Source organism: Pedobacter hartonius, from assembly GCF_900107535.1.
Lineage (GTDB): Bacteria > Bacteroidota > Bacteroidia > Sphingobacteriales > Sphingobacteriaceae > Pedobacter > Pedobacter hartonius.
In genome coordinates, this window is the sequence record NZ_FNRA01000002.1 from 210,428 (window position 1) to 225,235 (window position 14,808).

Sequence of the window (14,808 nt, forward strand, 5' to 3'; positions counted from 1 at the left end):
CTGACAGATTTAGTGGTTAACCCTCACCGGTTTATCAAGTGATACCTGTATCCTTTTCATACAATACAGACCAAAGATTAAAATATAGGCATAACAGGCAGCCGGTAAAAAGAAAGAGTTCTGGATACCTACTGAATCGGCCAGGCCACCCTGGATCAGCGGCACCAGTGCACCACCCAGAATAGCCATTACCAATAACGAAGATCCCTGGCTCACATATTTTCCTAAACCTGAGATGGCAAGGGTATAGATATTGGAGAACATAATGGAATTGAATAGTCCTATTCCCAGGATCGGATACAATGCCATACTTCCTTTACTAAATACAGAGAGCAGCAGCAGTACGATATTTACGCCTGCGAACAGCACCAGCGTACGTGCCGGAGCAGATTTTCCGATCACAAAGGCCACAATGTTCAGCACAATGAATATGATAAAAAAGCTGGTTTGAGCAAAAGTAAGATCAACAATACTAAACACCAGCAGATAAACCGCAGCAGCAGCAAGGATCATATAGATCAGTTTCCTGCCTTGTGCCAGGCCGCTCAGGGAAATAGCCCCGAGGAACCTTCCGATCATTGCACCGCCCCAGTAAAGCGCCAGGTAATTCTTGCTCAGCACTTCCGGCAGGTTCATGATATCTTCCTGGGCCATAAAGCTGATCAGCAAACTTCCGATACCTACCTCAGCACCCACATAACAGAAAATTCCAAAGATCCCCATTTTTAACTGCGGGAATTTCAGTGCGCCCAATCCTCTTTCTTCAGACTCTTCAGAACTGAAAGAAGGAAGCTTCACCCGGCTGATGATGATTGCCAGGGCAATCAGTATCCCTGCAAAGATCAGGTAAGGGATACGGGTAGAATCTGCAGTAACCTTTCCGTCTACCAGAAACAGAGTATAGATCAGGTGACCGCCAAGAACCGGGGCAATGGTTGTTCCAAAGGAGTTAAATGCCTGTGTTAAATTTAACCGGCTGGAAGCACTTTCTTCGGGGCCCAGTAAAGTAACGTAAGCATTGGCCGTGATTTGCAGAATGGTGAAACCTAAGCCTAAAACGAATAATGCGGCAAGGAAAACACCATAAACAGAAAGACTTGCCGCAGGATAAAACAGGCAGCAGCCGACGGCAGAAAGTATAACTCCTGAAATAATTCCTTTTTTATACCCAACTTTGTTGATCGGGTCACCTTTATAATAGGAGACCAGGAAATAAATTAAAGACCCGATAAAGTAAGCTCCGAAAAATGCAAATTGCACGAGCATGGATTGCAGAAAGGTTAAGCTGAACAGCACTTTTAAATGCGGAATTAAGATATCGTTCATGCAGGTAATAAAGCCCCACATGAAGAAAAGAAGTGTCATTGTAATAAGGGGAATAATAGAACTGTTTTTTTTAACGGGAGTACTGATTTCCATGTTTAATTAATGTATCTGGTTTATATATGATTATCGGTGATGAGCAAGTAAGTGTACACAATACACAAATAAACTGTTTAGTAAAGGAATAATTGTGTTGGTTAGGTAAAAAATTGAGAATACGGGGCATTACATCAAATATTAGTTTTAATTTATACGTTTGGAAGTACTCATAAAATGATATGCGAAGATTAGTAAAAAGTTTTGGATATGCATTATCCGGGATTACTTATACTGTAAAAACACAAATGAACTTCAGGATTCACCTTGCAATTATTCTTCTGGTAGGAATAGCAGGATGGTATTTCAGGCTGTCAGCAGCTGAATGGGTATGGATCGTGTTAACGATCGGCCTGGTGCTGGTAGCTGAGCTGTTAAATACAGCTATTGAGCTCCTGGTAGACCTGGTGTCTCCGGGCTTTGATGTTCAGGCAGGCAGGGTCAAAGATATTGCAGCAGGGGCCGTCCTGGTGGCAGCAGGTATTTCTGTGGTTACGGGGCTGATCATTTTTGTTCCAAAATTCATCTGATATGCTTCACAAAACCCGCGGTATCGTTTTAAAAACCACCCTGTATAGTGAGAGCAGTGTGGTGGTCCAGATCTTTACCGCAAAATTCGGCATACAATCTTACCTGGTGAACGGCGTGAAAAGGCCTAAAGCGAAGATCAGGATGAATATGCTGCAGCCGCTGCACCTGGTAGATATGGTGGTTTACCATAAAACTAATTCCAGCATCCAGCGGATTTCTGAACTCCGGCCTTCACCTGTGTTCCGCACGATTCCATATGATATTATAAAAAGTACAATAGTTATCTTTTTAAATGAGGTACTCTATAAAAGTATCCGCCAGCAAAATGCAGATGAAAATATCTTCGATTATATCTTCAATGCCGTCTCCTGGTTTGACGAAACTGAAACTGCAAGTGCCAACTTCCATCTGGCGTTCCTGTTAAAGCTGTCCCGATTTCTGGGCTTCGCCCCGAGTACACAAACAAAGAGCGACCAGAGTTACTTCGATCTGCAGGAAGGTGAATTCAAATCCCTGCCCCCCGTCCATCCCTATTTTATTGAGAAAACATCTGCGGCATTGTTTATTGCACTGTTTAGCACCCCATTTGAGAGATTGGCAGAAATAAAAATAGATAACGTTACCCGGCGGGTAATACTTGATAAAATACTGATTTACTACACCTTACACACCGCATCTTTCGGAGAAATAAAATCCCACCAGGTGCTGGAAGAGGTGTTATCATAAAAATATGCAAAAAGTTTTGGAGTTTTAATTTAGAGGTGTATATTTGCACTCCCAACAACAGGGAACGGCTTACTCAGCCAGCTGAAAGGCATAAAGAGTAGAACCAAGGGGAGATTAGCTCAGCTGGTTCAGAGCACCTGCCTTACAAGCAGGGGGTCACTGGTTCGAACCCAGTATCTCCCACCAAAAGAAGCCTTTCAGTATTACTGAGAGGCTTTTTCATTTATAGGGATTTTATCCTTATAGGAAGATAGATTGAATCAAGAGCGTGCAGCGTGTTTGTTTGACCAATGTTTGAGTAAACAATATTCAACAGGTAGCCATAAATCCCACATTTATGGTACAAATAAAAGTGATTTTAGACAATCGCAAAGAGAAGGCAGATGGAACATGCCCTATTTACTATCGGATAACAGAACAGAGAAAAGCTTCTTACATCTCTACCGGATTCTCAGTACAGGAAGAACACTGGAATGAAAAAGAAAGAACCGTTATCAAAAAACATCCTAATGCTCAGTTTATTAATAACTCTATTAGCAAGAGGTATTCCGAGATACAGAAAATCATCATTCAATTAGAAGACGAAGGAAAATACTCAATTGAAGGAGTAAAGAACAGGCTATTAGCACCAAAGAGAACGGCCACATCAGTAAAAGAGTTTTCAAAAGAACTGATAGAGCAATTGAAATCGCAAAAGAAGATTGGGAATGCGCTAATATATCAGACAGCAATTAACAGGCTGTTCTCCTTCAAATCAAATCAGTCTTTAAAATTCATTGATATTGATTTAACGTTTATAGAGAATTACAATACATTTTTGATAGAACAGGGTGTAAGCACTAACGGTATATCAAATTACCTGAGAACGTTAAGAGCAATTTACAATAGAGCTATTAAGGCCAAAGTAATTGACAGACAACATTACCCTTTTGGCGATTTCAAGATTAAGCAGGAAAAAACTGCTAAAAGAGCAATTAGTAATGATATAATGTCGGTTATTAAATCTGTAACTGCTCCTATCGGTCATTCTGTAGACAAAGCAAGAGATATGTTCTTGCTCTCCTTCTACTTTATTGGAATGTCATTCACTGATTTAGCCTATCTCAAAAAGGAAAATCTGCACTCTGGCAGATTGGTTTATAAAAGACGGAAGACGGGCAAAGTCTATGATATTCTTTTAACAGATAGTGCTCTGGAACTAATAAAAAAGTATGAGAGTACATCCCGCTACATCGTACCAGTACTATCAAGCACAGTATTAGAGGATAGTCTACAATCAAAGAGGATTATAAAGCAGTGGATTAAGACAACGAACAAATATCTAAACAAGATTTCTAATGATAATGGATTAGACTGCAAAATTACAAGCTACGTAAGCAGACATACTTGGGGAACCGCAGCAAAGAAACTAGGCTACTCAAATGAAATGATAGCTGAAGCAATGGGGCATGAGTATGGCAATTCTACTACTAACATTTACTTAGACAAGTTCGACCAGGAGGCAATAGACGAAATGCACAAAAAAGTTACCTGTATTAGTTAAGGTGTTATAAAATTGGATAGTTTTGTTGTAACCAACAGGGCTATCCAATTATGTTTACAAGCGTATTTAAGGAATACAAATCTCTCATAGAGCAAGCTGATGCCTACTTTGAAACTCAGGAGGTACAGGTGGATGGACAAAAAGAATTTTTGGAGAACTCTTCATATAATGGCTACGGAATATTACAAGTAGAGTTGTTCCAAGTGAAACTAAGGTCATTGTCAATTATAATAGAATATTATATCAAAAGCCCTATAAGTGAGTGCATGTATTTTGAGGGGGATTATATAAATATAAAACAAACTCTAAAAGACCTTGAAAAAAAATTCACAGTCACTAATAGCAGAACAACTCATAATAACTTCGTTCTTAAAAAAGCAGATAGCATGGCAGGTATTGATATCAATGAATATTACTATAACGGCTTCATATCAAGTGCATATAAGAGTATTGCATATTTAAATACCTTCTCTGACAATGAGAAAGCATTTAATGCCTTATTCATTGGAGACATGGATACCATCTTAAGAAATACTGAAATGGTAAGACAATCATTTATAGTCCTAAATATTACGAATGAATATAGAGAATGTATTTTGTCACCACGTAAGGCCGCCGTATTATGGGGGCTTATAGATGTATTAAAAGAGAGAAACTGGATTAATATTTTGACGCAAGAACAATGTATCTCAATATTCTGGATTTATGTAAAAGGTCAAGGAGAAGCACCAAAAGCGCATAGAGAAAGTAAAAATTACCTTCGCACAAAAGCAGATGTCAAGACCATACTTGATAATTTACTTCGGCATTAATAACGACATTTAACGACATTTCGTTGTCTCCCTTTAAGTTTATTTCCATTTGCACTATGACAAACAATTCAAATAGTGCAGATGGCAAGGTCATCTACTATGACACCTTAATCAAGGTTAGTTCAAAAGCAAAGGCATTCAGAATTTGGGAATTTTCTAAAGACCTAAATCTAACAGGTATCAACAGAAAAGGATTTTTAGAATTGCTGAAACAGCATGGCTTCTACCGACGAAAAACTCCTAATGGTTCATTTGAAACAGTACATATTAAAAATGGAGTTATTAGATATGTAAATAAAGATGACATCATTAATCATCTCAGAGATTACATAGAGAATGAAAATGGAGCATATAGAGTTTACCACTCTAAAAATAAGGAAGATAGCTTTAAATTAATAGAGATTGCACAGTTCATAAACCTTTTTCTAAAGCAATACCATTTGCTAATTAATGATAGCTTTTTAGTACTTCTGGAATTAGACAATAGGCAGGTGTTAAAAGACACCCCTACTGAAAGTCATCTTCTATTTAAGAATATAGTCATTACAATCACAAGAGACGGCTTTACAAAAACCAGATACGATGAGTTAGAGGATGTACTTATTTTTGAATCACAAATAATCGACGTAGATTTTGACTTTGAAGAAGATTGGAGAAATACCCCGTTCCCAATCTTCATACAAAATATTTGTAACAATGACACAAACAGAAAGAATGTACTAAGTTCTGCAATAGGGTATTTATTACATGGATATAATGACCCTGCAATTTCACAGGCTGTGATTCTTTATGATGAGGAATTAACTGATATTAATACCCCAAAAGGAGGAACAGGAAAAGGGATAATTGGACAAGCATTATCAAAAGTACGAAGGGGATTTGTACAATTGGACGGTAAAAAACTAAACCTTGATTCTCCCTTTCTTTTTCAAAGAATCAAAGAAGATACACGAATCATTTTTATAGATGATGTAAGTAAAAGATTTGATGTCGATATGCTGAACTCCATGCTAACAGAAGGTATATCTATTGAGGAAAAATTCAGAAAACCTATTCACATTAATAAAACTAATATGCCAAGGTTCCTAATTACTTCAAATATAATACTGCCCTTTGACGGCACTACAAGAACACGACGACAGTATATTGTTGAACTTTCCAACTATTATTCTAATAATCAACAGCATGGAGTAAACCAACCAATTATCGCAGAGCATGGAAAAAGATTCTTTAGTGAAGAATGGACTAGTACAGAATGGAATGGCTTTTATACGTTTATACTAAAAACCATACAATACTATTTACGAAATGGACTAATCAAACAGCAGGAATTAAACATGAAAAAGAATTGGTTAGTTCAGAAAATCGGAAAACAACTCTTTGGCTATTTTGAAGGCTTAGAAATTGAAGATGGGCAGGAATATGTTATGAAAGAACTACTTGAAGATTTAAGAACAGATGGAACCGTAGATGACAATTACAGTCAACGCTTGCTATCAGATAACATAAAAGCCTACCTAAGCTGTAAAGGCATTTCATTCACATTCAAAAAGGGAAAACTATTAATATCTTAACAAACCAGACAATGCAGATTTAGGATTTAGTAAAGAGACACTAATAGGGTATCATCTATTCTAAATAACATACACATCCTTTTATGTTAGACTCTAAATCCTAAATCTATGAGCAGGTATCAGGATGAAACACCGATATTATAGAAATTGGAATAGCAAAATGACTACTTATATCACAACCTTGAATATAGCCATTTACCCTTCTGACAGACCATGAAACCATATATTTTGAAATAAATTTTTCAGAAAAATCCACAAAGATACGCACATGGGTACTACATACTAAACACCATCCCTCTAATATTGAGATTGTAACACACCCCCCATAAGGAAAACTCTAAATATCAAATAATTCGGATAGCGAAATTTCTAGGACTTGGCAAATACTGTTGGCTGTTACAAGTGTAATATTAACTTCTGCCCTTTCTATATTGCCGATTTGATTTTTGGAAATACCTGCTTTTAAGGCCAATTCTTGTTGAGATAAACCTGCTTTTTCCCTAAGCCCTCTTAAGTGCTCCCCAAATCTCTTTAGTAGGTCTTCATCCCTGTTGTTTATCACACAGCTAAGGTGAGCCTAATAGCATTTCCTGTCTACCCAATACATTGGGTATTTTATCTATATTTACATTTCCTAACTAATCAATTAACCACATGAAAATTACCGCAATCGTCTTTTCAATCATTCTAGGAATGATAAAGACAAGTCCTAAAAACAGCACAAAAGAATCAATCAATTTTAACACCATCGAAGAAGCACCTAATAAAATATGATGGAGAAACTAGATGGAATTACAGTAGTCCTTATTATTCCTTTCCTATTATTTGTGGCGTTTATAATTGGAGCAATCGTTAGAGGGCTTCTAGTAAAAGACAATTATAAAATCGGCCTTAGTTCAATTACAGGAAACGTTATTATCGGCATAGTAGCTATTATGATATTAAAAGCTGTAGCAGGCTAACATAAACAAAAGCATTATTAATTCTTTCTCTCTATAAGGAGAGGTACTAAACACAACAACTTAAAAGTACAATCAGTAAATGAAAACAACAATTTTATGGTTAAGTCTAATCTTCGCCTTTAGTATAACTGGGAAAGGGCAAGAATACAAAGTCTCATATATCGCTTACAAGTCAGATGTAAAAAGCCAAAAAGAAGGTTTTGCTACAAGCATTCCTATTTTTAAAAACTCTATTCTAAAAATTGCGGATAATGGCAATATTATAAACGTCACTAAGCTAACAGATAACATTTTCAAAAACTATGTAAACAAGCTAACTTGGAATCGCAAGAATGCAGTTTATGTATCTGATATCGTAGATACAAATGGTCTTTCTTATTCTTTAATGGCTGATGTAAATAAAGGCGCTACAATTATTACACTCACAGCGTTTGTGAAAAATGAAACTAAAGGCAAAGTAATAGATTGTATCACCGTCCTATATAAACCATCAAAATAACAAACAAGGCTACTTGTTTGAGTATAGTTTGAGCAAACATCAAAAAACATTTGCATAATTGAAATAAAGCTGTAGATTTGCACTCCCAACATCGACGAAACCTGCCTTAAAGCAGTCTAATCGATGTAAATGAACCAAGGGGAGATTAGCTCAGCTGGTTCAGAGCACCTGCCTTACAAGCAGGGGGTCACTGGTTCGAACCCAGTATCTCCCACAGATAAAAATCCGTTTTTCTTATTGAAAAACGGATTTTTTTTGATCAGCGCATTACATTCCTGCTGACGGATCAATGCGAAATGCTGTGTAGCGGACATTGATTTTGCTGGCAATGTATCCTTAATAATAAATAGCCCTGCCATAGTTGTAGTTATAATAACAATCCAGTAGAAATTCTTCATACTGGTCAATTATTGTTTCCCAGTTGAACTGATTCTTGATCTTATGAAGATTATTGCTGACCATCGTTTTTTCAATTTCCATGCGCCGCAGCGTTTCAACGATATTCCTCACTTCATCTGCATTGGAAAAAAATGTGTCTGTATGCAAAACCGGCTTGTTAAAAGGGTTGTGATGTGCCGCAATTAATGCTTCGCTATCCATTGCCTCCAAGAGCGATAGATGGGCACCACCAACGCTGTGCCCATGAAAATAAAGATAGGAGTTATGCTGAAGGGAACGCACTTTGGCATGGCTAAAGCCTTCCAGAATGTTCTCAATATTATTTTCAGGTTCCATTCTGGCCATCAGCAGGAAATAATCTTCCTTTAACATTTCGGAGCGGTTGAACTGCTCCCGCTCCCGCTCATAAAACAGATCGGCACCATAAGGGATATATTTACTTTCAATTTTATATTTATCCTTTAAATAGGTCTGGATGACCATCGAATCGGCCACGTAATACTGACTGTGTTTTACGGCAAGTTTTTCGGCGTACTTCATAAAGGCCTGTACAGGTTTTGAATATGTAGATTTTTTCCATTCCAGGTCGTCCATATTGGTAACGATGGCACTTTTTCGCGGATACAGGCTGCTCCAAACCGAGCTGCTCATATACCCCATCAGCATGATCACATCATATTTTCTTTTCCGGGCATCCAGCAGGCAATTCAGGTCATACACGAACTGGCCTGCCGTCCCGATCAGGTACTCCGGATCGTAACAGTGCCTGATCTCCACATCATTCCAGCTGCTCATCGTATAGGGGTGATTATGCGAATTATATACGGTGACTTCATGTCCTCGCCTGACCAACCCGGCAGAAACATATTCCGAGATATGTTCAAATCCTCCATAGTAATTCGGAATTCCCCGGGTACCTAATATTGCTATGTTTAATTTCATCTGTTTATTTCATTATTTGCTCATGCCGGGTTCATGCTGTCATCACGGGCAAATACGGTAAATGGTTGCCTGTACCGGAAGAAAAATCCGGATATTTATGAAACTCCTTAACGCAAAAAAAGTCCCGGAGAACGAGTTCCCGGGACTTTCTACATGCAGGTTCAGATCTCTAAAGACCTTTGCCGGCAATGATTACCTGATATTAGTTGACATCCCAGAAAAGTTTGGTTGTCACAAGGTCACCTCCGATAGCAGACGCAGCTGCAGCTCTTTGGGTACCGTTTAATGTTTGCTCATTGATCGGATAGATCAAACGTACAGGGATCGACAGACCAGCCGGCACACTCTGTCCTGCCGGTGCATTTGCAGCACTTGGAGGCGAAAGTACAGGGAAGTCTAAGCGTCTCCATTCAGTCCAGCTTTCATAACCGCGGTTATATAAAGCAAGCCATTTCTGCACACCAATTGTCTCTTTGTAGTTTGCAGATGCAGTAGTGAAAGCTACATCAGGACGGGCAAGATAAACCGCAGCCTGGGCAGCAGTACCGCCCCAGTATACGATAGACGCAGTAACCGCATTGTTGTAATGCTGCTCCGGAGTGCCGGGAACAGTAAAACCTCTTCTGCCGGCTTCAGCCAGTCCGAATTCAGTTTCCGGGTAATCCATCAGCAGTGCTTCAAAATCAAAAGCAGCAATCCTTGGCGCCATTGTAGAGAAGTTAGCGTATGAATTGGAGAATCCATAGTATCCGCCTACATAAGCTCCGCCAACCTGAGTAAAGAAACCTGCACGGCGCGGATCAGCCAATGCATTCATCTTATCCACAATAAACTGAGAAGCGATATAATCCGTTCTGGTGGTTAAGGCCTTATTTGCATTTGTTGAAATAGGGTTATTGTTTGGTGTAGAAAGCGTGTAAGGGAAACGTGCATTATCTGTAGCATCAGTAAATACATTTGCTGCCGCAGCTTCGATCACAGTTTTAGCCTTTGCAGCATCTTTATCTGCAATGATCAATCCTAATCTTAATTTCAGGGCATTTCCAAATTTAATCCAGCTTGCAATAGGAGCAGCTTTTGAGCTGTACAACAGATCTGCTGTTCCAAAACCTGTAGCTGCAGGTTTAAATCCTGCCAGGGCAGCATCCAAACGTACAAGAAGGTCGCTGTAGATGGTAGCGGCATCATCATATTTTGGCTGAACATTAGAAATCTGCAGAGATTCTGAATACGGAATATTTCCGAATGTGTTCACTAAAGTAGACCAGGCCAGTACTTCCATCACGCCAATCTGTGCAAGCTCATTTGCTTTTATATCTGCGTTCAGTAAAGCATCAGCATTGATGATCCTTTTAGATTCGTTCAGATCGCTCAGTACGTCTTTGTAAATAGCAGACCAGAATGCCTGTGGCAATGGTCTTGCTGTTAAGTTATATCTTGGTTCATCAAGATATTCTGTAGTTGTCCATTGCTGTACATAAAAACGGAATACGTTAGTATTTACACTAGGGCTGGTCAGCACGTCTGCAAAACTTTTTTGTGCAGCTGTGAACAGCGTAGCAGCAGGTACAACAGTTGCCTTCTTCTGGTCTATGTTATATTCTTCCAGGTTTTTCGCACAAGAGCTGAAAAGCACGGCTGCGATTAAAACGGTATATATTTTTCTCATGGTTGTTGCTTATAATCTAAATTTAACATTGAACCCTACAGTTCTTACAGCAGGATAAGATCCACTTTGGTATCCCTGCACGTTACCAGAACCCAGTCCGTCTTCAGGATCTGCAAACGGAACATTTTTGTGAATGATCCAAAGGTTACGTCCAACCAGTGAAACATCAATTCCTTTAAATGCACGCAGTTTGCTGACAAATTTTTGTGGCAATGAATAACCCAGGGCCACCTCTCTCAGTTTTACATAACCGGCATCATAGATAGTTGAAGCACGCGGAGGGTTGTTTGGATATCCGTAAGCAGAAGCTCCGGAGTTAGAAACATCGATACGTTTGGTATTTGGAGTACCATCAGCCAGTACGCCCGGTAAGATGATACCACCACCTGTAGCCAGTGAACTTCTTACAGGATTGCCCAGGTCGTTCGTACCGGCAGTGTTTGGATATAAACCGGTTCCCTGACCATACCATTGATCAAGTGACCAAAGATCACCGCCTTTACGGATGTCAACAAGGAAATTCAGGGAAAGGTTTTTATACTTGAATGTGTTTCCGATACCACCCATCCAGTCGGCATTCGGATCACCGATCACTTCTGCAGAACTAGCAGTTGCTGCATAGTAACCGTTAGCATTCACCACCTTCTGGCCGTTGTTGTATACATAATTTGTTCCTTTGATCACACCGTATGGCTGACCAATAGCTGCGTTGTATGTAACCGCACCTGATAAAGACAATGTATTCAGCTCAATGTTTTGTACGTTTTCATAAAGTGAAAGCACTTCACTTTTGTTTTTAGACCAGTTTACGTTCAGTGTCCATGAGAAGTTTTTGTTTTTCACTGGAACCAGGAAGGCCGAAACCTCTATACCTTTGTTCTGAACTTCACCGGCGTTAACATATAACTTCAGGAAACCTGTAGCTGTAGTTACAGAAACCGGGGTAATCTGATCAACAGTGTTTGTTTTGTAAAGCGTTACATCAAAACCGAAACGGCTGTTCAGGAACGCAGTTTCTACACCTGCCTCTATACTTTTAGTACGCTCAGGCTTCAATGCACCGTTGTTTTTTGTATCAGAAACAGAGAACATCGGGATAGAACCAAAAGCTGTTGGTTTGGTATAAGTATCATATACACTTAAGTTTGGTGCATCATTACCAACTTCAGCGTAGTTCAATCTTACTTTACCATAAGATAACCATGTCAGGTCTTTCAGCACATTCGAGAATACAAAACTTCCCGCAACTGAAGGGTACCAGAACACATTGTTATTTGTAGGAAGGGTAGTTGACTGATCCCTTCTCACTGTTGCATCAATAAATACGAGGTCTTTGTAACCAAATGTAGTACTGGCAAAATAACCATCAACTGCTTTTCTTTCATATCTCTCTACCGGAGCCTCGATCGGGCTTACAGAGTTAGATAATGAATATAATCCCGGAACGGTAAGTCCGCCGTTAGTTTTAGCACTGATATTGGTTAACCTGCTGCGGCGTAAGTTGGAGCCTAACAATCCTTTGAAAGAGATGTCTTCAGTAATGTTCTTATTGAAGTTCAGCAAAAGGTCAAAGTTGGTTTCTGAGAATGTTCCGTTGGTACGGGCATATAAAGGAAGTGCAGTAGAGCCTATTGCAATATGTTCTTCCTGAAGATCTGAAGTACCGTCATAAGATACACGTCCGATGACATTAAACCAGTCGTTAACTTTATAATTTAAGGCTGTGTTACCGAAGAAGTGGTCCCTGGTATCATTTGCCACATTCTGGTAGCGGTTAAAATAAGGGTTATCAGCATAGATAGGTTTAGTACCTGTTGCATCACCCCAGTTCCAGCTTACGTTTTTGCCGTTTCTGTTGTAAGCTTCTTCAAGTTCTTTGATATCAGCACCAACGTTCCACCACTGGCGGAAGCCCTGGTTAGGGTTCAATCCGCTGTATCCTGTACCGTAACGGCCTAAACCGTCAATTTTGGAGTAGTTTGCAGAAGCAGAAACCGTCAGGTTTTTAGCCATTTCATATGAACCGCCAAAGTTGAACAGGTTTTTAGTGATCTTACTGTTTGGCAGTACACCTTTTTCATCGTTACGTGTGTAACCGATTTTGAAAGTACTTTTTTCACCACCGCCATCAATGCTGATACTTTGGTTAGAAGTTACAGCAGTTTCATAAAACGTTTCAGGTCCGTTTGCCGCGGCAACCCATGGGGTAGCTTTCTGATAATTCGGAGAGAAAGGGTCTAAAGCTGACCATTGGTAAACCAACAGGTTCGGATCAAATTTTGGTCCGTATGAAGCATCCGAACTGAACTGCGGAGTCATTACCTTTCCGGTTCCGAAAACGTCCCTGTACCAGAATCCGGCAGTTGGAACAGTATTGCCTACACCATCAGTAGCAGGAGAGTTATATCCCTGTCCGTATTCTTTCTGATAAGTAGGAAATGTAGATTTATCGATTTTGCCAAAGGTTACACCGCTGTTTACCGTGATGTTTGTAGAATTTTTACTTCCTTTTTTTGTGGTGATGATGATCACACCGTTGGCAGCTCTTGAACCGTATAATGCAGTAGCGGCAGCACCTTTAAGGACTGTCATTGAAGCTACGTCATCAGGGTTGATGTCTGACGCGGCATTACCGTAATCATAACCTGCACGTCCTGTACCCTGGTTTTCTGTATTGGCAGATGCATTGCTGACAGGAACCCCGTCAATCACAAACAGCGCCTGGTTACCCTGGGTAATAGATTTTGAACCACGGATCACTACGTTTGTAGATCCCCCCATCGCATTGCTGCGTTTGATATCCAAACCGGCAACTTTACCTCCTAAAGAGTTAACCAGGTTGATATCTCTTGTTCTGGTAATCTCTTCAGCTTTTAACTCCTGGGCAGCAAATGGCAGCTCATTCTTTTTTCTTGTAATTCCCAATGCAGTTACCACAACCTGCTCTAGCTGTTGTGAATCTTCAGAAAGTGTTGCGTTGATCACATTTGAAGCTGGAATAGTTACTGCCTGCATCAGATATCCGATAAAAGATATTTCAACAGTAGCGCTTCCTTGTGGAACACTCAGGGAAAACTTTCCGCTTGCATTGGTAATAGTCCCTTGTTTTACGCCTCTAACGCGTATTGTAACACCTGGTAGCGGAAGCCCATCGGCCTTTGAAGTCACTGTACCAGTAACGGTTTTGTCTTGTGCATTTGCTCCTATGGCAAAAAGCAGGAAGACAAAACAAATTAGTAGTTGTTTTGTCATGAATTTAGGTTTAATAATCATTAATAGTCCCGCAATATAAATGATTTTCAAACATTGCGCTAATACTTTTTAATATTTTATATCATTTGCACAAATAACCAAATGAATAAAGCGATCGTCAATAAAAAAAACGGCCTTACACCTCTAAAAAATGATTTTTTGTAAAAAAAATAAAAAAACAGATTTTTATCATTGATTAATTACAAAATTTCAATTTTTATACCCAAATACCCTAAAAAATTAAAGTTATAACTGAAATCTCTAGTCAATTTCAACGATAATTTTTAAAGATTTGCATTTACATACGCTTATTGCCCGGGAATCCGGAGCCGGTTTATCTTAAGCTATTTTTATTGAAGAGCTCCCTTCCCCATGGTATGGATTCAATAGTATGGCAATAATCATCAAAAAGTAATGAAATTATAAATACTATAGATCTAGTAGATTATTTATATATTTGCGCCATACTTAATCCGTTCA

Annotated in this window: 12 protein-coding genes and 2 tRNA genes; 9 read left to right on the forward strand and 5 right to left on the reverse strand. The window is 39.2% G+C overall.

The features are described 5' to 3' along the window. Positions 1-9 precede the first annotated feature (9 nt). Positions 10-1,419 carry a sugar MFS transporter gene (locus BLW16_RS04430; RefSeq protein WP_090555366.1) on the reverse strand — a complete coding sequence of 470 codons (1,410 nt, stop codon included), beginning with the start codon at positions 1,417-1,419 and terminating at the stop codon, positions 10-12. Positions 1,420-1,601: 182 nt separating this feature from the next. Between BLW16_RS04430 and BLW16_RS04435 the strand changes: the two genes are divergently transcribed. From BLW16_RS04435 to BLW16_RS04460, 6 genes are all read left to right on the forward strand, one after another. Then, the gene (locus BLW16_RS04435) at positions 1,602-1,949 is read left to right on the forward strand and encodes a diacylglycerol kinase family protein (RefSeq protein WP_090555367.1); all 348 of its coding nucleotides are present in this window, start codon (positions 1,602-1,604) and stop codon (positions 1,947-1,949) included. A 1-nt stretch (position 1,950) separates the two neighbouring features. Then, positions 1,951-2,676, forward strand: a complete 726-nt coding sequence (gene recO, locus BLW16_RS04440; RefSeq protein WP_090555368.1) for a DNA repair protein RecO — start codon at positions 1,951-1,953, stop codon at positions 2,674-2,676. A 108-nt stretch (positions 2,677-2,784) separates the two neighbouring features. Continuing rightward, positions 2,785-2,862, forward strand: a tRNA-Val gene (locus tag BLW16_RS04445). A gap of 151 nt (positions 2,863-3,013) precedes the next feature. Continuing rightward, on the forward strand, positions 3,014-4,219 hold the full coding sequence (locus tag BLW16_RS04450; RefSeq protein WP_090555369.1) for a site-specific integrase: 1,206 nt from the start codon (positions 3,014-3,016) through the stop codon (positions 4,217-4,219). Positions 4,220-4,269: 50 nt separating this feature from the next. Further along, positions 4,270-5,031 (forward strand): hypothetical protein, encoded by a 762-nt coding sequence (locus BLW16_RS04455; RefSeq protein WP_090555370.1) that lies wholly within the window; start codon positions 4,270-4,272, stop codon positions 5,029-5,031. A 56-nt stretch (positions 5,032-5,087) separates the two neighbouring features. Continuing rightward, positions 5,088-6,605: a primase-helicase family protein gene (locus BLW16_RS04460; protein ID WP_090555371.1), complete on the forward strand. Its 1,518-nt coding sequence runs from the start codon at positions 5,088-5,090 to the stop codon at positions 6,603-6,605. 337 nt (positions 6,606-6,942) lie between these two features. Here BLW16_RS04460 and BLW16_RS04465 read toward each other — a convergent pair whose 3' ends face one another. Further along, the gene (locus BLW16_RS04465; RefSeq protein WP_217631510.1) at positions 6,943-7,167 is read right to left on the reverse strand and encodes a helix-turn-helix domain-containing protein; all 225 of its coding nucleotides are present in this window, start codon (positions 7,165-7,167) and stop codon (positions 6,943-6,945) included. Between the two features lie 208 nt (positions 7,168-7,375). Between BLW16_RS04465 and BLW16_RS04470 the strand changes: the two genes are divergently transcribed. The 3 genes from BLW16_RS04470 to BLW16_RS04480 all read left to right on the forward strand — a co-directional run bounded on the left by BLW16_RS04470 (position 7,376) and on the right by BLW16_RS04480 (position 8,280). Next, a complete protein-coding gene (locus tag BLW16_RS04470) occupies positions 7,376-7,567 on the forward strand; it encodes a hypothetical protein (protein ID WP_090555372.1) in 192 nt (63 codons plus the stop codon). 79 nt (positions 7,568-7,646) lie between these two features. Next, positions 7,647-8,066: a hypothetical protein gene (locus tag BLW16_RS04475; protein WP_090555373.1), complete on the forward strand. Its 420-nt coding sequence runs from the start codon at positions 7,647-7,649 to the stop codon at positions 8,064-8,066. 139 nt (positions 8,067-8,205) lie between these two features. Next, positions 8,206-8,280: transfer RNA gene (locus BLW16_RS04480), tRNA-Val, on the forward strand. Between the two features lie 122 nt (positions 8,281-8,402). On the opposite strand, the gene BLW16_RS04485 is transcribed toward BLW16_RS04480, so the two are convergent. The 3 genes from BLW16_RS04485 to BLW16_RS04495 form a co-directional block, all read right to left on the reverse strand. After that, entirely contained in the window at positions 8,403-9,407 is a 1,005-nt protein-coding gene (locus BLW16_RS04485) for a DUF1972 domain-containing protein (RefSeq protein ID WP_090555374.1), read from the reverse strand. 202 nt (positions 9,408-9,609) lie between these two features. Then, the gene (locus BLW16_RS04490; protein WP_090555375.1) at positions 9,610-11,076 is read right to left on the reverse strand and encodes a SusD/RagB family nutrient-binding outer membrane lipoprotein; all 1,467 of its coding nucleotides are present in this window, start codon (positions 11,074-11,076) and stop codon (positions 9,610-9,612) included. Positions 11,077-11,085: 9 nt separating this feature from the next. After that, positions 11,086-14,328: a SusC/RagA family TonB-linked outer membrane protein gene (locus BLW16_RS04495; RefSeq protein ID WP_090555662.1), complete on the reverse strand. Its 3,243-nt coding sequence runs from the start codon at positions 14,326-14,328 to the stop codon at positions 11,086-11,088. Positions 14,329-14,808: the final 480 nt, after the last annotated feature.

Bases quoted from the DNA above. Each gene is read 5' to 3' on its own strand.
- recO (WP_090555368.1), top strand. From the start codon at position 1,951: ATGCTTCACAAAACCCGCGGTATCGTTTTAAAAACCACCCTGTATAGT.
- BLW16_RS04490 (WP_090555375.1), bottom strand. From the start codon at position 11,076: ATGAGAAAAATATATACCGTTTTAATCGCAGCCGTGCTTTTCAGCTCT.
- BLW16_RS04435 (WP_090555367.1), top strand. From the start codon at position 1,602: ATGCGAAGATTAGTAAAAAGTTTTGGATATGCATTATCCGGGATTACT.
- BLW16_RS04475 (WP_090555373.1), top strand. From the start codon at position 7,647: ATGAAAACAACAATTTTATGGTTAAGTCTAATCTTCGCCTTTAGTATA.
- BLW16_RS04450 (WP_090555369.1), top strand. From the start codon at position 3,014: ATGGTACAAATAAAAGTGATTTTAGACAATCGCAAAGAGAAGGCAGAT.
- BLW16_RS04430 (WP_090555366.1), bottom strand. From the start codon at position 1,419: ATGGAAATCAGTACTCCCGTTAAAAAAAACAGTTCTATTATTCCCCTT.
- BLW16_RS04460 (WP_090555371.1), top strand. From the start codon at position 5,088: ATGACAAACAATTCAAATAGTGCAGATGGCAAGGTCATCTACTATGAC.
- BLW16_RS04470 (WP_090555372.1), top strand. From the start codon at position 7,376: ATGATGGAGAAACTAGATGGAATTACAGTAGTCCTTATTATTCCTTTC.
- BLW16_RS04455 (WP_090555370.1), top strand. From the start codon at position 4,270: ATGTTTACAAGCGTATTTAAGGAATACAAATCTCTCATAGAGCAAGCT.
- BLW16_RS04495 (WP_090555662.1), bottom strand. From the start codon at position 14,328: ATGACAAAACAACTACTAATTTGTTTTGTCTTCCTGCTTTTTGCCATA.
- BLW16_RS04485 (WP_090555374.1), bottom strand. From the start codon at position 9,407: ATGAAATTAAACATAGCAATATTAGGTACCCGGGGAATTCCGAATTAC.